The sequence below is a fragment of the Actinomyces sp. HMSC065F12 genome (assembly GCF_001814535.1).
GTDB classification, from domain to species: Bacteria; Actinomycetota; Actinomycetes; order Actinomycetales; family Actinomycetaceae; genus Pauljensenia; species Pauljensenia radingae_A.
Genome location: NZ_KV816938.1, coordinates 17707 through 42768, shown reverse-complemented (window position 1 = coordinate 42768; position 25062 = coordinate 17707). Strand labels below are relative to the sequence as shown.

Genomic DNA, 25062 nt, shown 5'->3' with positions numbered 1-25062 from the left:
TAAGGCCACCCTCGTCCATTACCGTCGGTGGCAGCGCCGGTATTCAGTGCGGCACCACCTCGCCTATCGCGGTGAATAGCGGTGGAGGTGACCAGTCAGCGTTACTTCACCAGGCGGGCCCCTTCGACCAGTGCGGCAAGCTTGGCCCATGCGATCGACGGGTAGATGCGTCCACCCAGACCACAGTCCGTCGAGGCAATCACGCGATCAGAGCCCACGATGTCCACAAAACGCTGGATGCGTTGGGCCACCAGCTCGGGATGCTCGACCACGTTTGTGGAGTGGCCGACCACACCAGGCACAAGTACCTTGTCATCTGCCAGCTTCACGTCCTGCCACACGGTCCACTCATGTTCGTGGCGCGCGTTGGCAGCCTCGAATGAGAAGTAGCGTGCCTTCGCCGTCAGCACGTTATCAACGATCTCGCGCAGTGGGATGTCCGTAGTGTGAGGTCCGTGCCATGAGCCCCAGCACAGGTGCAGGCGCACCTGCTCTTCCGGGATACCTTCAAGCGCAAGGTTGAGCGCATCGACTCGAGTCTGAACGAACTCACGGTAATCCTCGTAGGTGGGAGCAGGGTTGACCTGGTCCCAGCCTTCGGCCAGTGAGGGGTCGTCGATCTGCACGATAAAGCCGGCATCAGTGATCGCCTTGTATTCCTCGTGCAGGGCGTGCGCGCAGGCTTCCAGTACTTCTTCTTCAGTGCTGTAGTACTCGTTGCCGATGCGGGCAGCCGACCCGGGTGCGACCGATGCAATGAAGCCGTTGCCGCGGTCGATCCCGTTCTTGTCCAGTGCGTGCGTCAGGCCTTCGACGTCATGACGGACGGCATCTGCACCGATGTAGGTCAGAGGACCGGTGATGACGGGGAACGCCTCGGGGCCCTGATCGGTGGCGATGTGAATGCCGGAAGCCGGATCTGAGTAGGCGTCGGAAAATGCCTGCCAGTCGCGACGTTCACCGAATGATGCCAGCTTGACTTTGCCACTGGAGGGCGCAGGCTCAACGCTGAATTGGGGATCTGTCCGCAGGTCAAGTCCACCCAGGCGGGTAAAGGAGTAAAACCACCATGCACCGTAATCGACTGTCTGGGTCATCATGTGGCCGTACTCGCCGTCGTTGACCACATCCAATCCAGTCTGGTATTGGCGGGTCACGACTTCGTCCACGCTTTCCTGCAGAAGCGCTATGAACGCTTCCTCGCCCATTCGCTCACGCTCTGCATTCGCCCGGAGCAGTTCCGGGGTCCGCGGAAGCGAGCCAACGTGCGTTGTACGAATAGTCATGTTTATCTCCTCGTTAACGAGTTCAGTGCGCCTCCCGATTGACGCGCACCCCCCTAAAGTACAGAACTTCAGATGAATAATCGACGAGCATCCCACCAGATGGGCGCCACTTCCTCATTTCGTCTAGACCACTTATCCTGTGGTGTTGCCGTTAAAGTCGCGCTAACGTGTCATCCGTGCCTGTGATCACGATTATTGAACATGAAGAAGACGTCGATGCGCGCCGTCTCGTCTCCGCGCTCGATGACCTTGGAGCCTCGATACAACTGGTGCGCCCGTGGAACGGTGAGGACGTTTCCAGCGCCCTGCCGCCCGACGGTTCCGACCTCCCCGCGCCTGATGCCATCGTCGTCCTCGGCGGGCGAATGAGCGCCTATGATGACGAGCGCGCCCCGTGGCTGCCTGATGTCCGCACTCTGCTGGTGCGTTGCATGAACGAGGGAGTGCGCACGCTCGGTATCTGTTTGGGACACCAACTGATCGCGCGAGCGGCCGGCGGCTCGGTCGCCTGCTCAGATCCACAGTTCCACGAGATGGGAATCGTGCCTGTCGAGTGGGAGGCGCCCTTCGAGTCTGACGCCGCCGTTCCGATGACCCCGGTCGCTTCGGCTACAGGTGCAGCCATCATGGTGCCAGCGGTAGCTGACCAACTCAGTAACGCGATGGACGAGGGTGGCCCGTGGATCCGTCTGGTCGATGATCTTTCACGTATACCCGTTGTCTTTGCTGACCATAATGATGCGATTGACGAGCTGCCTGCGCAGGCTCGCGTCCTTGCACGCTCTGAGCGGTGTATCCATGCGATCGCGGTAGGGTCGCACGCCCTCGGCGTGCAATTCCACCCGGAAGTGGATCGCGCGTGGGTGGAGCAGTCCCTGTCAACCAGTGGCCTCAGTCAAGACGATGCGAACCAGATATTGGATGATTTTGACAGGCATGAGCGCGATATCGTCGCGGGCTGTCGGCGCCTCGCACAGTGGTTGGTCAGCGGCCTGTAAGCGCGTGTCTTTCAGCGGCCGACAGCTCTCAATTCCCGTCGGCCCTCAATTCCCGAATGGCGAGGCGCCTGCTTGCGACCCGTCACCCCTGCGCCCCCGCGGAATGCTGCGGCGGGTTGGTTCTTGCCTGGCTGGTTGTGTCGTGGTCTTGTCGCGGGGTGGAGCAGTGATCGGATCATGGTCTGTGTGCTGCACGATGCCCTGGATTTTAGGCTCCATCGTGCACAAGCCCCTAGATCTAGAGCGCTGTGGTGCACAAGCCCCTAGATCTGAGGGCTGTGTGTGCACGAACCCCTAGATCAACAGCGGGCGGGGCCACCCTCGAAAATGAGAATGCCCGGTGACCTGCATGTTCACAACCGCGGTGAAATGGGCGGGTGTGAGATCTAGGGGATTGTGCAAAAAGGAGCGAAAATCTAGGGGAATGTGCACCCGTGGAGGCTAGATCTAGGGGAATGTGCACTCGCGAGGGGGTAAACCCAGGGCATCGTGCGCGCAGGCACGCAGATATCAGGACGCGCCGCCTGCCCGGCTCACTCAACACAGATACCAGGACGCAATGCCTACCCTGCTCACTCAGTTTCGGCGTGACCTGCAGGTTCTGCGCTTCCCATGTTGTTGGCGGAGTCTGCGTGCTGGGCGAGGGAATTCGTATCCTCACTGCCACGGAAGACCACGAACTTCCACCACACAAATTCTCCTACCCCGTTGAGGACCATCGTCGCCGCTTTGATCAGGACTTCGCTCACCCCAGCATTGGCGACCACTTGGCCTAGCCACGCAGTGATCGGGATGAAAAAGACGTAGAACAGGGCCACCTTCGCCATGGCGATCGGAACATTGTTGGCTGATCGGAAGGTGTAGCGCCTGTTGAGCGTGAAGTTCCAGATCACTGACAAGATAATTGAGATGACGTGTTTCCAGTCATAAGGCAGCGGAGTCAACCAATCCAACAGCAGGTAAGACACTGCCTCGATCACGCCTGCGCTCAACGAGAGCAGCACGAACATAACGGCCTGGACTTTCGTCGATCGTTGTGCCATCATCATCACCCACGATTCAGAAGCGAAAAGATTTTTTTATTGGCTGGGTAGATCTTGCGGTACGCGTCGTACTGGCGTGCATAGGTCTGAGCCAGTTCGCGGCGCGGCTCGAAGCGAGCGTGCACTGTCACCAAGCGCCGCGCACTTTCCACGGTCGGAGTGATTCCCGCACCGACCGCGACAAGCAGCGCAGCCCCGACAGCGCCGGCATCCTGCGGATTCTCCGTCACTTCAACCGGACGGCCCACAATGTCAGCAAGAATCTGCGCAGTCACATCAGACAACGCTCCGCCACCGACAAAGCGCACAACCGATGAAGTCATGACCTTTTTTTCCTGAGTTTCGATGAACCAGCGCATGTGGTAACACACGCCTTCGACGACGGCACGCATCAGCTCCGTCTTGCCGGTATTCAATGAAATATTCATGAACATTGCGCGGGCGTTCGGATCCTCAAACGGACACCGGTTGCCATGCAGCCACGGAGTGAACAGCACTCCTCCCGCACCGGGTTCACTGCGGGAAATGACTTCCGACATGTAGTCATACAGGCTGCGGAAACGGGCCTCCATCCCCTCGCATACACTGTGCTTATCCAGGTAGACGTTAATTTCGTCGAGGGCCAGATGGTCCTTCACCCACTCCAGGCACTTACCTGCCGTCTCCAGCTCAGCAAAGTAGTGGTAGCGCGAGGGGTCCGCACCGACAACGGTTGCAATCATGGCACTCAAATCCACCGCGCGTTTATCCGTGACGGTACCGACCCACCCTGACGTGCCCATATACACGTGAGTATCGTGCAGCTCGGTCGCACCGGCTCCTACACCGATGAGCGAAGCATCGCCGCCACCGGCATACACCGGTGTCTCTTCAGGCAAACCGAGTTCGTCGGCAGCCTCGGCAAGGAGCGGACCGACCACATCGGTGCTGGCCACAATCTCGGGCATATGGGCGGGATTGACGTGAAGAGCCCGCATCACTTCGGGACTGAACCGTCCCTTCCGAGCGCGCACGTCATATAGAAGCGTGGCGAAAGCCGAATCGTGACTCATGACGAACTTGCCGGTCATCCGTGCAATGATCGCTTCCTTAGCGTCCAGCCACTTATAGGCACGCGCGAACGCTTCGGGCTTGTTGCGGCGCACCCAGTGGTATTTCCACACAGGATCTTTCACGGAAGCCGGTGCCGCACCCGTGTGGTACAAGGCTTTGGCCAATATCCCCGCGTTCACACCTGAAATGCGCGGCGCCTTCCCACCGATCAGTCCCATCTCGACGCTGGCACGCTGATCCATGTAACTCATCGCCGGGTAGACCGGGCGCCCTCGTCGGTCAACCATGACGAGGCACTGCATCTGCGCGCAAAAACTGATGCCGGTCAGTGTTGCGCACTGCTCAGGATGGTCGCGGGCAATCTGTCGGGTGGTCTGAACGATTGCCTGCCACCATTCGTCAGGATCCTGCTCAGCTCCCCCATCAGGCAGAACATGCAGTGAGTACGATGCCGAAACTGAGTCGATGATACGAATTCGGTCATCAATCTCGAACAGGCATGTCTTGACTCCCGACGTCCCAACATCGTATGCCAGCACGGTTATCACTTGTGGTTTCCTCCTTCAGGCACTTGCAAGGCGGAAATGAGGAATTCACGTGCGCCCGAGGCAAGGTCGGCATCACTCATCCCGGGGACATACAGCAACGCGCGCTGAATGTGATAGTCACTGGCTCGGGCATACTGCAACGACATCATGATGTTGTCAATGAAGAACGCCAGCGTGCTCGAATCGATATCGGTGCGAATCTCACCTGTTTCCTGCCCTTCGGCAATGAGTTCGCGGTACATCCTGAACGTTTCGCCTTCAAGCTGATCCACGCTTTCTGCCACGATCTCAGCGCTTCCGGTGGCTGTCAGTTCGCAGTACAGGCGTACCAGGTCACGATGCGTCGACGCCGAGGTTACCGCCAGTTCTGCGAGGGCACCGATGCGAGTCAGTGCGGAGTCTCCCTCGTCTGTGATTGCGAGCAGGGCGGTGCGCAATTCGTCCTGGGCGCGTCCGACGACATACATGAAAATGTCGCGTTTGGTGTCAAAGTAGCGAAACAGTGCTCCCACGGAGATGCCTGCACGCTCGGCAATAGTGTTCGTGTTGGCCGTGGCGTAGCCGTGTGCGGCGAATTCGGCAATGGCTGCTCGCTCAATCCGTTCGCGTTTTTCCGGTGCAAGCGCCTGGAACCGCTTCATTGCGGCGTTAACCATGACTCCTCCATGAGTGCTGTAACAGCTCACCTTTGCCAAAAGATTACCACGCGGAAAGCTGCATGATATGATTTTGGACGAAAACATGAGTGCGTACTCACTGCACGTAGAAACCGGCGAGGAGGCCGCTGTGGATATGAATCGACCTGGAATTGACCAGGTGATACATGAGCTCGACTCATTGATCGCACAACCTATCTATTCCATTAAACCGTCGGCACTGGCCGCTTACGAGCGCGATTACTTTGATGCGAAGTGCCAGAAATCCAAGGAGATGATCGGGGAAGCCCAGCAGTACATCCCCGGCGGCGTTCAGCACAATCTGGCGTTCAACTATCCGTTCCCGCTGGTGTTCACGAGCGCAAAGGACGCAACACTGACTGACCTGGACGGCAACACGTATTACGACTTCCTGCAGGCAGGCGGACCAACGGTGCTGGGGTCGAATCCAGAGTCCGTGCGTGAAAAAGTCATTGACCTGCTCAACACGTGCGGCCCATCCACCGGCCTGTTCCATGAATACGAATACCGGCTGGCTAAACTGATTTCCGAGTTGTTCGACAGCGTCGATATGTTCCGCATGTTCAACTCCGGATCCGAGGCATGTGCGGCTGCGTCACGTATCGCACGCCTGGCTACGAAGAACAAATTCATCATGAAGATGGGTGGCGGCTACCACGGTTGGAGCGATCAACTGGCATACGGTATTCGCGTGCCTGGCTCGAAGTGGACACAGGCCAAAGGTATCCCGCTGGCCTCGATGAAGTACACGCAGGAATATTTCCCCGGTGATCTCAAGGATGTCGAGCGCACCCTGATGGCCAACAAGCTGCGCGGCGGAACCGCTGCCATTTTCGTTGAGCCGGTCGGCCCTGAAAGCGGTACGCGCCCCGTGTCGATGGACTTCCTGCACGGCCTGCGCCGCCTGGCAACCAAGTTCGGCGCACTGTTGATTTTTGACGAGGTTGTCACCGCCTTCCGCCTGTCCGAACACGGCGCGCAAGGTCTGATGGGGATCCGCCCGGATCTGACTGTGTTTGGCAAGGTCGTCGCAGGCGGCTACCCCGGAGCCGGCGGTGTCGGTGGTCCCACCAAGTACATGCGCTACCTGTCGGCTGGTATCCAAAGTGGCGACAAGGTCAAGAAGGCGCTCGTTGGCGGTACTCTCGCGGCCACACCGCTGAGCGCCCTGGCCGGCTACTACACCGTCAAGGAGATCGCTGAAACTGGTGCCTGCGAGAAGGCGACGCGGGCTGGCAACCGCTTGACCGATGGTCTGCGTGCCCTCATCAAAAAACATCGTCTGCCGTTCGTCGCCTTCAACCAGGGGTCGATCTGTCACCTGGAGACAGTGGGGACGATGCACTTCTCGATCAACTGGACGAAACCGTGGACGATCCCTCACGTCCTGAAGGAGACATCGGCTCGGAAGAAGGAGATGGAGCATATGGGCGCCGCCTACATGGCTGAAGGCATCGTCACGTTGGCCGGCTCGCGCCTGTACACCTCGGCTGCGTACTCCGATGAGATGATCGACGACGCGCTCACCCGTTTCGACCGTGTCTTTGACCAGGTCACGAAGCTATGAGCGCGCCGGATTTCGGACCGGGCCACGTGGTGCCCGAGCAGGTTCCCCTGACCGCGAATCCACGCGAGGACGTCATTGCTTTGTCTCACGACCTGCTCGATCATGGCCTGGTAGTGCGCACCTGGGGCAATGTCAGTGCTCGCGTTCGCGGTAATGCGTTCGTCATCACGCCCTCGGGCCGTTCATATTCCACCATGCAGCCCGAGGACCTGAGCGAAGTGGATGACAACGGTCAGGCTAGCGGCCCGTTCAAGCCGTCCTCGGAATACCCGATGCACGCCTTGTGCTACCGACTGCGAGCGGATGCTGCGATGGTGATTCACACGCATCAGCCCTACGCGTCGTCCTTGTCCGTCAGCCCCGAGAGCTTCGAGTTGTCCGATGAGCATGCTCGTCTGCTGGGTCAGGATATCCTGCCGATCGCCAGCTACGGCCTGCCGGGTACGCACACACTCCACCACGGTGTTGAACAGGTTCTGTTTGATCACCCCGATGTGAATGTCGTGTTGATGCGTGCTCACGGCGCGCTGGTGTGCGGCACCAGTAAGTCCGACGCTCTGGCCCGCGCGACCCGCCTGGAGCAGGTGTGTCGTGAGATTTACGAGGGCCTCGTGCCCCAATCTCTGACCGAAGCGGAGCTCGCGCCCGATGCTGACGGCGTGGTCATGTCGCGCCGTACCTGCACCCCACCGGATTCGGCAGGGCAGATCGAGTATTTCACGCGCGATCTTGAGGGCCAGTTCGTGCCCTGCTCCCCGTCAACTCTGACTGTCAGGCTGCATGAACAGTGCTATGCGAAACGTGAGGATGTGACCGCGATCCGCGTGTGCACGGATTCGCAGGTCAGCACGTTCTTCGGACGTACGTTGACACCGCAGCTGGACGATTTTGCCCAGATCGTCGGCCTGCGCGCTGACAACAGGCTCGGCTCGAATGTCGTCCTCTTGTCGCGTGCCGCATTGTGTCTGGGAATTGACGAGGGCGACGCTGCCGCCATCGAATACGTGTTGGAAAAGAATGCGCGTGCTGCTCGAATCGCTGAGATCACTGGCGAGGCGGGGTTGTCAACGTTTGATTCCCTCTTGATGAACGTGGTGTACCGGCTGAAGTACTCCAAGCGGGCCAGTCTCCCAAGTACTGCTCATCGCTCTCATACTCAGTAAAATTCATTACCCACTCACCCAACTCCATGTTGGCTACTAACAGCCAGACGCTAAATCGTCTTCGACATTTGCGGCCGCTTATTTCAGATCACTGTTGGGAATCAGTGAAAAACAGAGATAGCCAGCAAACAAACCGAAATTCCACGCTAGCATCCTCTTGCACATCTTGAGCTAAACGCGCGATCCGCAAGCGGCTTTAATTGTCCATCCGAATAATTGCGAGACTATTACGATCACCCCATCTTTAGTGGAACAGATCTCACTCTCGCCGCAAGCGAGTACAATCAGTCATGCTTGCGCAAGAAGTCATTACACGAGGCCATAAGGGAGTGGCCGCCGAGATTTTCAACGCAAGCCTCACCCTTTCAAATATTCATTACGACGAAGTAGATTGAGGTTGATCATGAGAAGGTCTACGCGGTGGATTAATGCAATCGTTGCCATTGCGAGTATGAGTTTCCTCGTAACCGCATGCAGCGGCGGAGGAACAGCCAACCAGGCTGAGTCCTCAGCTTCGAGCGGTTCAGACAATGCAACAAAGTCCGACAAGGACTACTCCATTGCAATCGTCCCCAAGGACGCAACGAATCCGTGGTTTGTGCGAATGGAACAAGGCGTCAAGAAGTATGCCGAAGATACAGGACTCAATGTCTATCAGAAAGGCCCTGCAGAAACTGATGCGACCATGCAGGCTCAGGTTATTCAAGACCTTATCGCTCAAGGTGTAGACGCAATTGGTGTGGTTCCCGTCGACCCAGGTGCCATCGAGCCGGTTCTCAAGGAAGCAATGGATGCAGGAATTGTCGTTGTGACCCACGAGGGCGCATCACAAGAAAACACAATGTACGACATCGAGGCATTCGACAACGACGCATATGGCGCATTCATTATGGATAACTTGGCCAAGGCAATGGGCGAAGAAGGATTGTACACCACCATGGTTGGCCATGTGACAAACGCATCTCACAACGAATGGGCGGATGGCGGAGTCAAGCATGCCCAAGAAGCCTACCCAAAGATGAAATTGCTTGAAGCCGAGCCACGAGTCGAATCAACCGACAATGCAGAAGGAGCATATCAGGCGGCAAAAGAGCTACTGAAGAAATACCCAGACCTCAAAGGCATTATGGGAACATCCTCTTTCGACGCACCCGGAGTTGCGCGCGCGATTGATGAGCTTGGACTAAAAGGCAAGGTATTTACCTCTGGTACTGGAATGCCCGCCACAAACAAAGACATCCTTGACAGAGATCTTGTCTCAGCTTTGACACTTTGGGATCCCGCAGATGCTGGATACGCAATGGCCTCCCTTGCCACCAAGATTCTGAACGGAGAAGAAATCAAGGACGGCGTCGATCTTGGGGTACCCGGCTACGAAGAAATGCACTTCGCAGCGGGGTCAGACAAAGTTCTCCAAGGAAAGTCTTGGGTGACCATCACGAAAGATAACGTCGACGACTTCGGCTTCTAATCCGCGAACTCAACGAGCAAATCGTGGCAGGCGGAATCGACTGCTTCTTGTTCAGCCGATTCCGCCCTGTCCGGAACCCAATCTGACTAGCAGTCCTATAAGACGCGAAAAAGTGTTGTTCACACTACATCTAGGGGGCAAGTAATGGATGAATATCCAATAGTTGCACTACACAAATTATGCAAATCCTTTGAGGGCGTACAGGCCCTTAAAAATATCGACTTTTCTATATACCCTGGTGAAATACACTGCCTTGCCGGAGAAAATGGTTCAGGAAAGTCAACTCTGATCAAAGTCATTTCAGGCGTTCACTCCCCCGACAGTGGTACTATCGAATTTGGCACCGAAAAAGTCCGTAAGATTTCTCCGCGCGAAGCAATCGCGCACGGAATACAAGTCATTTACCAAGACTTCTCGATATTTCCAAACTTAACAGTTGCTGAAAATTTAGCCCTAAACGCTCAAATTGCATCTGGTAAGAAAATCGTGAAACCTCGTGAGATCCGCCAGGTTGCAAGAGAAGCTCTCGAGAGAATTGGAATTACACTCGACATAGACGCTCGAGTATCAGAACTATCAGTAGCAGACAAACAACTGATAGCGATCGCCAGAGCTCTTGTGTCTGACGCCAAGCTCATCATCATGGATGAGGCTACTACTGCGCTCACACGAAACGAAGTCAAGACACTATTCAAGCTTATTCTCGATTTGAAGCACCGGGGAATAGCGATTCTGTTTGTCTCCCACAAGCTAGAAGAGGTTTTCGAAATCGCAGAGAAGTTCACGATTCTTCGAAGCGGTGAGAAAATAATCACCTGCCAAAGCAAAGAACTTGACAGACGGTCTTTTTCAAAGTACATGACTGGCCGTGACTTTGATGAACAGAAGTTTCACTCGGACAACGTCAGCGAAAAGATTTCACTCAAAGTATCCAATTTATCTAGTCAAGGCAGCTTTCGCGACATATCTTTTGACCTACACCAGGGAGAGATTCTCGGCGTAGCGGGCTTACTTGGATCAGGTCGAACCGAGCTTGCAAGAGCATTGTTTGGTCTCGACCCAGTAACAGGTGGATCTCTTGAAGTATCAGGGAAGAACCTGAAAATCAAGTCGGTAAGCGACGCAGTCGAAGCCGGAATTGCATACGTTCCAGAAGACCGACTTTCTGAAGGGCTCTTTCTCACACGTTCAATTGGAGAGAACATCGTTGTCAGCGTCCTTGAGAAGTTCTCGACTCACTTCGGTTTCCTTAACAAGACAAAAATGGCACGAGAAGAAAAAGAGTGGGTTAAGGAACTTTCTATTGCGACCCCTGACCCGAGCTTCGCAGTTAATACTCTTTCAGGCGGAAACCAACAAAAAGTAGTGCTAGCCAAGTGGCTCGCTACCCACCCTGAGATTCTAATTTTAAACGGACCCACCGTGGGCGTCGACATTGGATCGAAGTACACCATCCACGCCTTCATCAAGCGTTTAGCAGATTCTGGAATTTCAATTCTGATGATTTCTGACGATTTGCCAGAGCTCTTGGAAACATGTAACAGAATTCTTGTCATGAAAAAGGGGCGTATCGTCGCGTCCTGTGACACACATTCCACAACTCAGATCGAATTAAATTCTATGATTTCTGACGAGATTTCGGAGATCGAATCATGACAACGAAACTATTCAACAAACTTAAACGCTCTAACGAGTTTTATGTTTTTCTAGTATTATGCGTAATTGCGGTGATTATTCAGGCTCGAAGTGGTCAGTTCTTCACGCTAAATAACATCGTAGACCTCATTAATGCCGCAATCGTTCCTTGCCTTTTTGGAGTCGGTGCACACCTAGTGCTCATCTCAGGTGGCATTGACGTTTCTTTTCCGGCTTTAGCGTCTCTTGCAGTATACGCAAGCACTCGCCTTCTGGTGGATCATTCATTCAATGGCGGCATTGCAATTCCTTTTCTACTTGCCATTGTCTTTGGGGCTCTACTCGGAGCTTTCAACGGAGTGTTTTGCTCACGATTGACTGTTCCAGTGCTTATTGTCACCTTAGGAACGGCAAACGTCTTTTCGGGCTTCATGCAGGGCGCTCTCAATTCTGTGCAAATTCCTAATATTCCGTCATCAATGAAGGAATTTGGAAGTGAACCACTATTTATTGTGGAAAATAAGAGTAGCGGTCTTACTTCCGCAATGCCTAAGAGCATCTTGATTCTAATTGCTGTGCTTTTTGTAGCATTTGTGATTACCCGATACACAACATTTGGCCGCTCTCTCTACGCTATCGGAGGAGATGAGGCCGCTGCCGTGCGAGCAGGTGTCACTGTCCGGCGCGTCAAGTTTGTCTTATACATATTGGTCGGCGTGATTGCAGCATTGGCTGGTATGGCTCGTACGTGCGGTATGGGCCAGATGCATCCAACGAACTTGCTTGGAATGGAAATGATGGTTATTGCTGCGGTCGTGTTGGGCGGCACGTCAATTACCGGCGGCACGGGTTCACTGACGGGGGTTGTTCTGGGAACGTCTCTCATCGTTGTCGTACAAAACTCAATGATTCTTACCGGTATTCCTACCTTCTGGCAGCGCTTTGCTCTTGGACTGCTCATCGTAATTGGTACCGGTGTTTCCGCTGTCCAGGTGATGAGAGAACATCGTCGGAAAGCAAGCATAGTGGAGGGAGAGTGAGATGTTGAAGCAGGTTGAAATGAAGTCTCCAAGCATACTCACCAAGGTTCAGGACTTCTTCAAGAAGGATCCGTACATCGCCCGGCTTTTTGTAGTCTTCCTCGCCGTGAGTCTTTTCTTCGCGATTATTAGAACCGACTCGTTTCTGAGCCTTCGCACGTGGACATCCATGGCAGTCCAATTTCCTGAATATGGTCTAATGGCTCTGGGCGTACTAGCTACAATGTTGACAGCAGGAATCGATTTGTCTGTTGTTGGAATCGCCAACGTGACAGCAATCAGCACCGCTTTGATCCTGCGTTCGGTCATGCCAACTTCGGATTCTGGCGGCAGCGCCACACTATCGATTCTCATAGCATTTGGTTGTGCACTTGTAATTGGAACGCTGTGTGGACTTCTAAACGGCATTCTCGTCGCTTACGTAAGAATTCCTGCAATTCTTGCAACTCTTGGGACCTTGGAACTGTTCAGCGGCATCGGGATCATCCTCACCGCAGGAAAGCCAATCTCCGGGCTGCCTAAGGCGTTTGGCCAAGTCTTTTCTTTCAAGTTATTCGGTGTTATTCCTGTTTCCTTGTTGATATTCGTGGTATGTGCACTCATTATGGGCTTTTTGTTGGGATTAACCGGATTCGGCAAGAAAATACTAATGATCGGGACAAATGAGACTGCTGCCGTATTCTCGGCGCTAGAGGTGAAGAGTCTACTTCTCAGGACCTATGTCACATCGGGACTCATGGCAGCAGTCGCCGGCATCGTGATGCTGGCCAATTACAACTCAGCCAAGGCTGACTATGGAGCCACCTACACACTATTGACCGTGCTCATAGTCGTGCTGGGGGGTGTCGATCCGAATGGCGGGAAAGGCCGTTTACTAGGCGTAATTGTTGCGATCGGCATCCTGCAGATGCTCTCATCAGGTCTGAACATGTTCTCAGGTATTTCCAACTTCTACAGACCGCTCATCTGGGGAGCAGTATTGCTTGCCGTCATTTCTCTGAACAGTACAAAGCTTCGCAAGATACGTAAACCAATGAAGAAAGAAGAATAGACCATGTCCGCTGAAAAACAAGTCGTAGTCGGAGCCGATTTCGCAGGATTCCCGCTCAAAAGCGCTGTTGCAGATCACTTGCGCGAGCGCGGCTGGGAAGTCGTCGACATCACGCCTAACGATGAAAATCTTCCTATGTACCACAGGGTAGGGTTCCGTCTTGGCGCAGAACTCGCCGAGGGAAACTTTGCCAAAGCCCTTGCGTTTTGCGGAACAGGTATGGGCATCCATATCGCAGCATCAAAAGTGCCGCATGTCCACGCCGCGGTTGCCGAAAGCGTTCCAGCTGCCTTGAGAGCGGCTGCAGCTAACAATGCAAACTTGCTTGCAATGGGCGCTTTTTACATCGGTGCCCCACTGGGTATGGCGATGGCCGACGCCTTCCTTGAAGCTGAGCTGGGATCCGGCTACGAAAACTGGCCTGGATTCTACGAATATCACCACATAGGGTATCTCGAGTGCGAGAACTTCGACTATGAAGCCTATAAAGCGAACAACTTCGAAGTTGTCGATCCACTCGAAGCTACGTTGGGAGACCAGCCGATAGGTCTAGCCTACTAGCTCACATTTTCTTGGCATCAATCCTGATACGAAGCTTCTAGCAGCGTTGATTCACGTCTTATCAGCCGTCCAGGCAATCGATAGTGACTCACACTGCTAGAAGCTTCTAGGAGCATCGATACGGCCGTGCGCGCCATCCGCTCAACAGGCTGGCGAACCGTTGTTAAGGACGGTCTGAATAACTCAGCAAAAGGCGTATCATCAAAACCAGTGACAAGGACGTCCTCGGGAACGCCAATTCCCTGATCCTTCAATTGTTTTATTGCGCCTACTGACAGCAGATCGCTGAAACAAACCAACGCATCTGGAAACAAATTCGATGCAAGCAAAGTCTCAACAGCTTCCGCTCCGCCACTAATTGAATGTTCTCCCTCAACAATAAGTTTCCTAGGCAGACAAACGTCATAAAAGCGACAGGCTTCTTCAGTCTCTTTCAGCCTCAGCATTGATGTAAGCTCAGTTTCCTTGCTGGTGACAACGCCGATCGTCTTAGCACCTGAGTCTTTGAGGTGCTTGATGACAGAGAACATAGATTGGCGTTCATCAATACCAACACCCGAAAACTTCGTGCATGTCGTGGGACGATCTAGCTGAATCAGAGGGATACCGGATGTGAAATCAGCAATTGATGGAGCAGACTTTACTTCATGACAAGGAACGATCAGTACACCGTCAACTGATCCAGACTCAAAAGCCCTTAATAGGCGCGCCTCTGTATCCAAGTTTCGACGGGAATCCGACAGATATAGGTAGTAGTTATTCTCGTATAAGACGTGTTCAACTTCCTCAACTAACCTTGTGAAAAATGGATTTGAGATGGATGGAACAATCATTCCAATCACCGAAGTCTTTGATAGGCGTAACGATCTAGCAATCGGATTCGTCTGGTATCCAAGCTCTTTCGCAGCTTTTTTCACTCGCTGCTGCGTGGCTGTCGAGATTAATGAAGCCTTAGCGCTCAGCGCGCGTGACGCAGTGGACTGCGAAACACCAGCTCGGCGCGCGACATCTGCCAAAACGGGGCGGCGCCGACCTTTCTGATCCATGTCACCAGTATAACGAGGAGGTCGTTGCTCATTCTGTTCTTCACTACATCTAATAGCTAATAAACACTACGAAAGTAAGTAAACGACAATTACTCGAATTCCTGTGCTACAGCTACCCCTAGCGCAACAACAAAACCTCCCGCTCTTGATTTTCCGATTTACTGGCGACCAAAATCTACGACTTATACACCACACTTTGGCTTTGTTCGCTTCGCTTCCAATTAAGAGCCTTCAGAAACCCGTTTACTTGGAGCTCAGAAAATTGTAGATATGGCTGTGCCCGGCAGCTGAAATACTCACCAAAATGCGAAATTGACAACTAACGTTGCCTACATCGAGCGGCCGTCTCCCCCTCTACTTTCTTCGGGAGATGTTTACGGCGTGGCGCACTGGATGAGCTGGCCGTGTCCGCTGGCGTAAATGTCCTTCTCGCATGCACCGACGAAGACGCTTTGACCACACGTCATGGTCACGTGAGCAGCTGAGTGGGCGCGCGGAGCAGTGGTCATGACATCAACGCTGCCGTCCAAGCACATCAAGATGCGCGGTCCCTCCCCTGGGATCAGAACTGGACCTGGCGCAGTGGCCTGTACGGGCTCGACTGCAGCGTCGCGCGTGCCGGGCGTTGTGCCGGGAAGAGTGGTGACAGACAGGGAGAATTCCTGGGCCGGTGCCAGGAATGTGTCGGTCGTTTCACTGGGGTGCTCGGCAGCAACGCGAATGGGCGGCAACGCAGAAAACTCGGCAATTTCCACCAGTTGAGCGCTATCGACATACTTGCGGGTCAGGCCCGCGCGCACCACATTGTCAGAGGACGCCATGACCTCTATCCCCAATCCCGACTGGTAGGAGTGGATCTGGCGAGGTGGAATATAGACGGCCTCACCGGGACGCAACGACACTGGATTCATCAGGAATGCGACGATGATACCGGGGTCACCCACGTACTTGGCGGCCAACCGCGTCACCATCTCATCGGTGCGTCGGGACGGAGACGTGCCGCGCTCCAGGCGCTGCGCGCATGATGCGGCAAATTCTGACACTCCCTCGGCCGTCACCGGAGAGTCCTCATCAAAAAGCCAGCCGATCAGCATCTTGAGCCCAGATCGCACGGTAGCGAGTCTGAGACGCTTGCGCAGAGAATCGGCAACCATGCCTTCCAGACCATCCAGCAACCGGCGCGCCTTACGTGGGACGCGAAACCCCACAAGCGCCTCGAAGTCGGTGAGAGCATAAAGCATTTCCGGCTTGTGGTTCATGTCGCGGTAGGTGCGATCTGCGGCTGTGCGCTCAATGCCTAGAACATCTTCGCGAATATACCCTTCGCGTGCGAGTTCCTTCGTTGGGTGCACCTGCAGTGACAGGGCTTCTGCCGGCGCGATGAGTTTCATCAGGAAAGGCAGACGCGGTCCGAATGAGTACAGCAACCCGTCGCCCAGCATGGCAGTGGGATCCTGATCGATGAGGTCGCGAAGGATTATGCCGCTCTCATTCAGCGACGTCGGACCGTCGATATGATCACCGAACCACACTTCTGACACAGGCAACTCAGAGCGTTCCGAGCCCAGGAAATTCGGGATCGCGTCGGTTGACCCCCACGCGTCGTTTTTCTTCCAGCCTGTAAGACGCTCCATAAAACGTGGCTCCTCGCATGTGCGCATCGCTGTGCGCACCACAATCCTGGTCGCGCATGCCGCACGACCCGCTCGCGACGATTCAGTCGTGTACTTCTAACCGATCTTAATCACTTTCCCGCACTGTGGCCGACTCGCCCTCGCGTTCGCGTTGCAGAAGGCGGGCAAATGGCCCGTCCTGAACTGCAAGCTCATCATATGTGCCGATCTGCGCCACATGCCCATCGTCGACCACGATGATTCGGTCGGCGCCGCGGATTGTGGAGATCCGGTGAGCAATGATGATCAGTGTGCGCCCAGCTGTTGCTTCGCGAATGCCATCGAGCACCACGGCTTCGGTAGCGCTGTCGAGTTGTGAGGTCGCCTCGTCAAGGATAGTAATCGGTGCGCCAGCCAGAAGTGCGCGGGCGAGGGCGACGCGTTGACGCTGACCACCAGAAATGCGCTGGCCCATCTCTCCGATCCGGGTGTTCATACCATCCGGTTCGCTGGCCAGCCACTGATCCAGGCCCACCTGGCGGCACACACGCTGCAGATCCTCATCACTGGCATCGGGACAGGCGAGCAGCAGGTTCTCACGCACACTCATATTGAACACATACGGGGTCTGCGGGGCGAACACGACAATGGAACGTAGATGGTGGCGCGTCACGGTGCGCACATCCGCCCCACCAATGCTGACTACGCCCTGATCGGGGTCCCACATGCGGTCAATGAGCCGTGCGATCGTTGACTTCCCAGATCCGCTCGACCCGACGATTGCGGTGACTCTTCCGGCCGGAATCGACACCGTGACATTGTGGAGAACCTGCGGGGATGGTCCTGCTGCGCTCGGGCGCGGCGGGTAGGCAAATGAGACACCATCCAGTGCGATCATGTCTTTTCCGCTCACGTCACCGTCTCGCACCTGGCTGCTGTCAGGTTCTCGCACCAGCGGGGCACGCTCGGTGATAGCGAAGATGCGGCGCGCCGATGCGAAGGCCTGGTCCAGATCAGCCATGAAGTCTTCGACTGCCAGTGCCGGAGCAAAGGATGCCAAGGTGACGCCCAGCGCCATGCACATCTGAGCCATGCTCACTGCGCCCGCCCTCGCCAATGACGCGAGGACAGCCAGTTGGACGATCAAGGCGAGCGCGACGAGAGTCTGATTCAACCCGCGTCGCAGCGCCACCACCGACGTTGTGCGCCGCTGAGCCTCATCGATCGTATCTTCGAGCTGTCGCATCGTGCGGTGCCGCTCGGCCTCGTTCGCGAAGGTCAGGATCTCGCGCACGCCCTGGACGGTGTCCGTGACGTGCTGGGACAGGTCGCCTCGGGTCGCTCGAATGGTGCGTGCAGCGTCACTGGTGGTACGCACCCCCAGCTGCGGGACGACTATGCTGACGGCCACCAGGAACGGAGCGAGCGCCAAGACTGCCCACCATGAAACCGCACATCCCAGATAGGCTAGGACGATCACGGGGCAGATAATGGCGCTCAAGCCGGGAGCGAGGGTGTGCGCAAAGAACACTTCGATCCGGTCAATGTCCTTGGTGACTCGTGAAAGAAGGTCGCCTGAGTCTTCGCTTTCGGTGCGCGCAGGAGCTTGCGGTTCGAGGCGATCGTAAAAGTAGCCTCGAAGCAATGCGAGGGAGCGGAATGCGACCCAGTGCCCGCTGAATTGCTCGAGGTAGCGCATCAGCGCTTTGCTCAGCGACAGGACAACGAGCACCACTGCCACGGTCAGCAGCGGCATCGTGGAGATATCGGAGGCAATCTTGCCAATCACCCACCCTGCTGTTGCGTACTGCGCCACGTGCAGCACCATTCCGATCACGCGCGCCGTGATCGAGATGCCCAACGGTGCCATGACAGGGCGTGCCACGTTGATCAGTCTGGCAGAGGTCTTCCAGCGTGATTCGTTCATCGGGATGCCGCCTTCCCGTCGGTCAGCTGTCCGTCGCACATCGTGATGCGTCGTCCTGACTGGTCGATCGTGTTGCGTCTGTGCGAAATGGTCAGCGTTGTGCGCCCCTGGGTGAGGTGGGCGAGCGCCTGCAGGATCTCGTGCTCACTGTTCAGGTCCACGTGAGCGGTCGGCTCATCCAAGATCAGAATCGGAGCATCCTTGAGCAGTGCGCGCGCAATCGCGACGCGTTGCGCTTCCCCACCCGATAGGGCCAGGCCACGCTCTCCCACTTCCGTGTCCAGGCCGTAGGGCAGGCGCTCCAGTGTCTGCGTGAGGCGGGCCGCGTCGAGTGCGCGGCGGAGGTCCTGGTCGGTGGCGTGTGGGTTTGCGATCAGCAGGTTGTCGCGCAGCGTGCCGGTAAACAGGTAGGTTTCCTGCTCGACGGTGGTGATGTGGCGTCGAATCCACTGCAGTGTCACGTCGGTCAGGTCGTGTCCGTTGATGCGAATCGATCCGCTGTCGGGCCGACGGTTGGCGCATATGAGGGTGGCGAGTGTGGTTTTTCCTGCTCCTGATGGCCCGGTCAGTACGACATGCTGACCGGCTCCGATGTGCAGTGAAGCATCCGTGAGGACGTTGACACCTTCCTGGTAGGCGAAGTTTACGCGGTCGATGTCGATGGTGGCGCCGCTCGTGCCGCCCGTGCTTCCGGAAATTTCTTCGCTATCCGAACCGCGAGTCACGTCACCCGCACCTCGCCGCACCGCATCACCCGCACCTCGCTGCGCCACGCCGTGCGCATCCGGGTCGATCGCATCTGCCGCGTCGCTGACCGCCACAGGCTCACTGGTCAGGCGCTTGATCTCGCGTTGTGAGGCCATTCCGCCCATGCCGACATAGAAGAACTGACCGACCCGATCCAACGGATCTAACATGATGGTGGACAGCAGGACCAGCGCTATAGCCTGGCCCACGCTGATTGCTCCGCTGCCAGCCCGCCACGTTCCCAGCAAGGCTGCTCCCGTGATGATCCCCAACGAAAAGACGGCGTCCATTACGAACAGGACCAGCTGATTTGCTGCCAGGTATCGCATGACCCTGCGGCGCACTTTCTCTGATTGGTCAGCCAGGTGGCGGCCCATTGCCGCGCCGGCATTCATCAGTGTCAGCGCTGACAGGCCTTGAATAGCATCGAGTTCAGCTGCTGCGAGCGAACGCGCTGCCGAACGGTAACGAGACGAGACGGGTTTGAATGCGGCTCGAAATGCGCCGATGGCAAGCGGCACGATCGGGATGGCCAGTGCCAAAATCAGCGCCGCCACCCAGTCGATGGCAATCGCGATGACGACGACGATCAGAATCGGCGTCGCAAGAGAAGCAATCATCGGACCGATAAACGTGCCGCGATAGTTAGCCACGCGTTCCACGCCGTCGGTTGCTGAGTTGACGATTCGGCCTGTGCGCTCGCGTGAGCGTTCAGCCGGACCGCGCGCGAAGACATGATCCACGATGCGGTGACGGTATTCCTTTTCAATAGCGCCGACGCTGTGCCCCGCAAGACGCGATGCCGCCCACGCGCTCACGCCGGTGACGACAGCGCAAATAGCCGCAACGGCCCACAGCCCCCAGCTCAGCGGCCTTGACTCGATGACAGCATCGATGACGTACCCGCTGCAGATGTACACGCCCGCGAGCGCAAGCGCCGACATCCACGACACCGCAATAACTACGTGTTTTCTGTTCATCTCTTCTACTACCTCTCCTCACAACTGAGGTATGCCTTATTCAGCATAGTGTCGTCGTGGCGTGATCACCGGAGTGTGCGTGTGAGGGTGGTCAAATACGTCGATGGGGTGCTGGTACACGCGTGTCAGACGCTCAGACGTGAGTACGTCAGCGGGCGGCCCTGAGCAGTCCACTGTGCCGTCGTGCAGCAGGATCACTCGGTCCGCATATGCGGCTGCAGCATCCAATGCATGCAGCACAATGACAACACCGCAGCCCGTCTGCGCATAGTCGCGTGCCAGCCTGAGGACGAGTTCCTGATGTCGGATGTCCATCGCCGCCGTTGGCTCGTCGAGCAGCATGAGAGGACTGGCCTGCGCCATAATGCGGGCAAATGCTGCTCTGGCTCGTTCACCACCTGACAGTGAAGGGTAGGTGCGCTCGCGCAGCGCCTCGATATCAACTTTCCTCAGAACTGCGCTGACTGTTGCCTCGTCCTCGTTTTCCTTGGAGGTGCCGGCCCACAATGCCCGCCCCATGCGCACAACGTCCACGACAGTAAAGGGGAACGCGATGTCGATACGTTGCAGGAGCACTGAGCGTCGCTGTGCCAGTTCCACCGCGTTCCATTCCCTGATGGGGCGTTGCGCGACGCGAATTGTCCCTGACTGTGGAGCGCGATCTCCGCTCAGCACAGACAGCAGGGTTGATTTTCCCGCTCCGTTGGGACCGACGAGGGCGACCACCTCGCCGGGGAATACGCGCACACTGACGTGATCGAGGATGGTGTGCTCATCGATTGTCACCGTGACGTCCTGCGCGTCGATGAGCGGTGTGTGGGGATCTGGCTGAGCGGGCAGGTCAGAGTCGCGTGAAAGCAGGGATCGCCAGGTTCTCATGCCCAGCCTCCTGATCGCGAACGTGAGCGCCTGAGCAGGTAGAAAAAGAAGGGCCCTCCGACCAGTGACGTGAGCATGCCGATCGGCAGGTCGGCGTAGGCGATGAGTGTGCGGGCACAAAAGTCCGCGCTGACCATCAGGAGTGCGCCGCCCAGCGCGCTTGCGGGCAGCAGGAGCCCATGAGAGGGGCCGATAAGCATGCGGATGAAGTGCGGCACGACCAGCCCGACGAAGGCGATGATGCCGTTGAATGCGACGGCGCACGAAACCAGCAGTGCTACCAGTGTCATCGCGATCATGCGCAGACGCTCGACGTTGACACCGACATGCCGGGCCGCCCGCTCCCCCAGTGAAAGAATGTCGAGCTGACGAGACAAAGCGAATGCGATGAGCGTGCCGATCACGCACAGGGGTGCGACGAGGGTGACTTGCTGCCAGCACGCACCGGCGATGGACCCCATCTGCCAGAACACGATCTGTTCACGGGCGGATGTGGGCGCGCGAAAAACGATGAATGAGATGATCGCTCCGGCGACCGCGTTGACGGCGACGCCCATCAAAATCAACGTCACGACTTCGGTGCGTCCTTCGTGTCGAGACATGACATAGACGATGAATGTGGTGATCAGCCCGCCGACGAATGCCAGCGTCGGTGTGGTGAGAGGCCCCAGGAATGTCCATCCGGCGATGACCGACAGTGCGGCACCAACCGCTGCTCCAGAGGAGACACCCACTGTTCCAGGCTCGGCCAACGGGTTGCCAAATATGCCCTGCATCAACGCGCCAGCGACCGCCAGCGAGATTCCCACCAGGATGCTCATCGCGATGCGAGGGAAGCGCACGTTCCACAGGGCTTCATCACCGAATGGGTGGGTGGGTGCAGGAAACCACGGCAAGCCGATTTTATGAGTAACGGATCCGAGGACTTGGTCGAAGGGAATGACGAGTTGGCCGAGCGCCGCAGACACGAGCACCGTGATGACCAGTAGAGCGGTCATCACGGTGAAGACGATGAGGGTGCGGGGTCGGGCAGTTGTCACTGACGCGCACCGCTTTGTCCGCCGTGACCGCGCCCTGTTCCAGCGCCGCCGTGTTGCCCTGTGCGCGCCGCCATCTCATCGAGGCGTTTTTGAACAATGGCTGGCTTATGGTCAGGAAGGTACGCGCGCTCCGGATCATACAGTGCCTGCCCTAACGCCACGATCACATCAGCCGTTCGCGGCCCCCACGTCATGACCTCGTAGTCAGACATGTCGATGATGCGGCGATTCTGCCCGGCAGGTGTCTGTGCAATGCCGGGCAATTTCAACATCGCATCTAGCCCGCCAACCGACGCAATGGACAGTGTCATCGTCACGATCACGTCTGGAGCCGCCTGCACCAGCGCTTCAGCATTGGTAGGTTGGGATCCTTCGAACCCCACTTCCGTTGCCACGTCGGTCGCTCCCAATGCTTCAATCAGCGCGTCGGCTCCTGAATTCTGGCCGAACCAGTCGTAGATTTTGGGACCGCGCATATACAGGAATGCGGCGCGTGGCCGTGCCGACGAATCAGTAGGAGCAATGGAAGCAACTGCCTGGCGTGCGTTCGCAATTTCCTGGTCGGTGCGCGTAGCCAGCTGAGCACCCAGCTCGTGGACACCCAGAGCATCGGCCACCGCTTTGATTTGAGTACCGACAGCGTCAAGGCCGCCCTCGTGCACGTCAGGTATGAACACGACGGGGATGCCCGTGTCGCGTAGCTGCTCGTGGACCTGTCGCGGTCCGATATTGTCGTCGGTAATGATGACCGAGGGGTGCAGCGCCAGGATGGATTCGGCGTTGAGTTCGTGCCCGTTTCGCGTGACTTGTGGCAGATTGTCGAGGCCGGGGATCGCCGTGGCCGTGTCCCTGCCGACCAGCTGGCATCCAAATCCGAGCGCGTACACGATGGACGCGAGTCCGCCGTTATTGTTCAGGGCAAGAATGCGCGTGGTGTCCGTAACCGTCTGGCGCGCACCGTCATCACTGGTCACGGTGGCAGGCAATGTCTGTGAGCTGGTTGGATCGTCGGAAATTGGGATGATCTGGTCGCTTCGCGTGTACGCGGTTGTTGGCCCCTTGAGCTGTAGCGGGTCGGGCAGATTGGCCTGAACTGATTCCGACAAGTCAAAGTCGCGGGCTTGGGTGGAGGCTGGCGGCATGTCGCATGCGCTGGCATCGGATTCGGGTACTGTCGCAATGTTGGCGCACCCGGTGACCGTCATGACGAGGGCACACGTGAGTGTGCTCAGGCATGCAGCTGGTGTCCACGAAGCCGCTTTCACTGTTGAAACTCCATCTGTCGCAGTCGGTTTGGCCAGTTGGTAAACCTCGTGCTTATATGACGCTGTTTCACATAAAAACGGCTTACCCACGTAAGAGTACGATGTTCCTACGTGGTCGGCAAATTAACACCGCCGATGGACTATCACACCTGTTTCAGCAGATCCTGTACGTCCAGTTGAACGGGTCGTCTGCACGTCCCATCTGAATGTCGGTGAGCTGGTGGTAGATCTTTTCCGTCACCGGGCCAACAGGGATCGTCACGTCGAAATCATCATTGGCCAGGCGGCCGATGGGTGTGACGACAGCGGCAGTTCCACATGCGAAGACCTCGCTGACGGCGCCCGACTGAGTGCCGCTGACCAGGTCGTCCAGGGCGATCGGCTTTTCTTCAACATCCACGCCCTGTGAGCGCAGGAGCTGGCAGATCGCGGAGCGCGTGCCGCCTTCCAGAATGACGCCAGTCAGTTCAGGTGTGCACACTCGTCCGTCGCTCATCACGACGAACATGTTCATGCCGCCGAGTTCTTCCAGATAGCGTTCCTCGTAACTGTCGAGGAAGCAGACTTGCGAAAAGCCCTTTTCCCCTGCGAGTTGCTGCGGGAGCAGTGAAGCAGCGTAGTTGCCGCCTGCTTTGGCGCTTCCTGTTCCGCCCGGGCCTGCGCGGTGGAAACCTCGGGAGACCCAAATCGACACTGGTTGGAATCCGCCCACGAAATACGGGCCCGAGGGGGATCCAATCACGTAGTAGTCAATGCGCGAAGCCGAGTGGACGCCTAAGAACGCCTCAGATGCGAACATGAAGGGTCTCAAATACAGGCTGGACCCTTCCACGTCAGGCACCCATTTTTCGTCGGCGCGAACATAGTCTACGAGCGAGCCCACGAAGTCTTCGCGGTCCATCTGTGGAAGTGCAAGACGGTGAGCGGAATGGTTGATGCGCGCAGCGTTGTATCCGGGGCGGAATGTCCACACGGAGCCGTCCTCATGGCGGTACGCCTTGAGTCCTTCGAAGACGGACTGGCTGTAGTGGAACACGGCAGCAGCCGGCGACACGGTCAGATCCCGGAATGGAATGATTTCGCGGTCATGCCATCCCTGCTGCGGTGTCCACGCCATGTGTGCCATGTGGTCAGTGAAGCGGTGACCGAAGGTGAGGTCCTTCATGATGCCGTCGTAAGTTGCCTGATCAGCGGGCGACGTGTTCTTTTCGAGCGGGAAGCGCCCAGCAATACGGTCGGCGTCCGGAAGCGGCTGGCTACCTGCTTGTTCCAATTGCGTGGGCTGATGCTCAATAGTCATCGTTACTCCTCATCGTCACTGACTTTCGCATTCGCTACCTGCAGCCTATCCCTCTGCACCGCAGAACAATATGACAGTCCATATGTCGACCTGTTTCGCACGAGCGGACGTCTCGGGCGCGCAATGCGCAGCTGCGCATGGTCGAGCCACTGCACGTGGTCGGCGTGAACGC

General features: G+C 56.7%; 20 protein-coding genes. 8 read left to right on the top strand and 12 right to left on the bottom strand.

Features of this window, described 5'->3' with window-relative positions:
• Positions 1-101: 101 nt before the first annotated feature.
• Positions 102-1286: a cobalamin-independent methionine synthase II family protein gene (locus HMPREF2975_RS00420; RefSeq protein WP_070725048.1), complete on the bottom strand. Its 1185-nt coding sequence runs from the start codon at positions 1284-1286 to the stop codon at positions 102-104.
• A 167-nt stretch (positions 1287-1453) separates the two neighbouring features.
• Between HMPREF2975_RS00420 and HMPREF2975_RS00415 the strand changes: the two genes are divergently transcribed.
• Positions 1454-2284, top strand: coding sequence for a type 1 glutamine amidotransferase (locus HMPREF2975_RS00415; protein ID WP_070725046.1), 831 nt, complete (start codon positions 1454-1456; stop codon positions 2282-2284).
• A 572-nt stretch (positions 2285-2856) separates the two neighbouring features.
• Here HMPREF2975_RS00415 and HMPREF2975_RS00410 read toward each other — a convergent pair.
• Genes HMPREF2975_RS00410 through HMPREF2975_RS00400 form a run of 3 tightly spaced genes read right to left on the bottom strand, consistent with a single transcriptional unit; the run spans position 2857 to position 5584 of the window.
• Positions 2857-3327: a GtrA family protein gene (locus tag HMPREF2975_RS00410; RefSeq protein ID WP_227469053.1), complete on the bottom strand. Its 471-nt coding sequence runs from the start codon at positions 3325-3327 to the stop codon at positions 2857-2859.
• A 5-nt stretch (positions 3328-3332) separates the two neighbouring features.
• Positions 3333-4928 (bottom strand): xylulokinase, encoded by a 1596-nt coding sequence (locus HMPREF2975_RS00405; RefSeq protein WP_227469051.1) that lies wholly within the window; start codon positions 4926-4928, stop codon positions 3333-3335.
• Positions 4925-5584, bottom strand: a complete 660-nt coding sequence (locus tag HMPREF2975_RS00400; protein WP_070725043.1) for a TetR/AcrR family transcriptional regulator — start codon at positions 5582-5584, stop codon at positions 4925-4927. The genes HMPREF2975_RS00405 and HMPREF2975_RS00400 overlap by 4 nt, the downstream gene beginning before the upstream one ends.
• 136 nt (positions 5585-5720) lie before the next feature.
• Here HMPREF2975_RS00400 and HMPREF2975_RS00395 point away from each other — a divergent pair, with 136 nt between their 5' ends.
• The 7 genes from HMPREF2975_RS00395 (at position 5721) to HMPREF2975_RS00365 (ending at position 14093) form a co-directional block, all read left to right on the top strand.
• Entirely contained in the window at positions 5721-7172 is a 1452-nt protein-coding gene (locus HMPREF2975_RS00395) for an aspartate aminotransferase family protein (RefSeq protein ID WP_070725118.1), read from the top strand.
• Positions 7169-8335: a class II aldolase/adducin family protein gene (locus HMPREF2975_RS00390; RefSeq protein WP_070725040.1), complete on the top strand. Its 1167-nt coding sequence runs from the start codon at positions 7169-7171 to the stop codon at positions 8333-8335. Before HMPREF2975_RS00395 ends, HMPREF2975_RS00390 begins: the two co-directional genes overlap by 4 nt.
• A gap of 403 nt (positions 8336-8738) precedes the next feature.
• Complete coding sequence (locus tag HMPREF2975_RS00385) at positions 8739-9806, top strand: autoinducer 2 ABC transporter substrate-binding protein (protein ID WP_070725038.1); 1068 nt, start codon at positions 8739-8741, stop codon at positions 9804-9806.
• A gap of 144 nt (positions 9807-9950) precedes the next feature.
• Entirely contained in the window at positions 9951-11462 is a 1512-nt protein-coding gene (locus tag HMPREF2975_RS00380; protein WP_058236266.1) for a sugar ABC transporter ATP-binding protein, read from the top strand.
• A complete protein-coding gene (locus HMPREF2975_RS00375) occupies positions 11459-12481 on the top strand; it encodes an ABC transporter permease (RefSeq protein WP_058236265.1) in 1023 nt (340 codons plus the stop codon). The genes HMPREF2975_RS00380 and HMPREF2975_RS00375 overlap by 4 nt, the downstream gene beginning before the upstream one ends.
• A 1-nt stretch (position 12482) precedes the next feature.
• Entirely contained in the window at positions 12483-13532 is a 1050-nt protein-coding gene (locus HMPREF2975_RS00370) for an ABC transporter permease (RefSeq protein ID WP_371935761.1), read from the top strand.
• A 3-nt stretch (positions 13533-13535) separates the two neighbouring features.
• Positions 13536-14093, top strand: coding sequence for an RpiB/LacA/LacB family sugar-phosphate isomerase (locus HMPREF2975_RS00365; RefSeq protein WP_070725036.1), 558 nt, complete (start codon positions 13536-13538; stop codon positions 14091-14093).
• A gap of 17 nt (positions 14094-14110) precedes the next feature.
• Here HMPREF2975_RS00365 and HMPREF2975_RS00360 read toward each other — a convergent pair whose 3' ends face one another.
• The 8 genes from HMPREF2975_RS00360 to HMPREF2975_RS00325 all read right to left on the bottom strand — a co-directional run bounded on the left by HMPREF2975_RS00360 (position 14111) and on the right by HMPREF2975_RS00325 (position 24890).
• Complete coding sequence (locus tag HMPREF2975_RS00360) at positions 14111-15139, bottom strand: LacI family DNA-binding transcriptional regulator (RefSeq protein WP_070725034.1); 1029 nt, start codon at positions 15137-15139, stop codon at positions 14111-14113.
• A gap of 374 nt (positions 15140-15513) precedes the next feature.
• Positions 15514-16773, bottom strand: coding sequence for a mannose-6-phosphate isomerase, class I (manA, locus tag HMPREF2975_RS00355; RefSeq protein ID WP_070725033.1), 1260 nt, complete (start codon positions 16771-16773; stop codon positions 15514-15516).
• A gap of 106 nt (positions 16774-16879) precedes the next feature.
• Positions 16880-18679, bottom strand: coding sequence for a thiol reductant ABC exporter subunit CydC (cydC, locus tag HMPREF2975_RS00350; RefSeq protein ID WP_058236261.1), 1800 nt, complete (start codon positions 18677-18679; stop codon positions 16880-16882).
• Entirely contained in the window at positions 18676-20406 is a 1731-nt protein-coding gene (locus HMPREF2975_RS00345) for an ABC transporter ATP-binding protein/permease (RefSeq protein ID WP_070725030.1), read from the bottom strand. The genes cydC and HMPREF2975_RS00345 overlap by 4 nt, the downstream gene beginning before the upstream one ends.
• Before the next feature lie 36 nt (positions 20407-20442).
• A complete protein-coding gene (locus HMPREF2975_RS00340) occupies positions 20443-21285 on the bottom strand; it encodes a heme ABC transporter ATP-binding protein (protein WP_070725028.1) in 843 nt (280 codons plus the stop codon).
• On the bottom strand, positions 21282-22325 hold the full coding sequence (locus HMPREF2975_RS00335; protein WP_227469049.1) for a FecCD family ABC transporter permease: 1044 nt from the start codon (positions 22323-22325) through the stop codon (positions 21282-21284). Before HMPREF2975_RS00335 ends, HMPREF2975_RS00340 begins: the two co-directional genes overlap by 4 nt.
• Positions 22322-23590: a heme/hemin ABC transporter substrate-binding protein gene (locus HMPREF2975_RS00330; RefSeq protein ID WP_074026143.1), complete on the bottom strand. Its 1269-nt coding sequence runs from the start codon at positions 23588-23590 to the stop codon at positions 22322-22324. The genes HMPREF2975_RS00335 and HMPREF2975_RS00330 overlap by 4 nt, the downstream gene beginning before the upstream one ends.
• Positions 23591-23744: 154 nt before the next feature.
• Positions 23745-24890 carry a branched-chain amino acid aminotransferase gene (locus HMPREF2975_RS00325; protein WP_070725024.1) on the bottom strand — a complete coding sequence of 382 codons (1146 nt, stop codon included), beginning with the start codon at positions 24888-24890 and terminating at the stop codon, positions 23745-23747.
• Between the last annotated feature and the right edge of the window lie 172 nt (positions 24891-25062).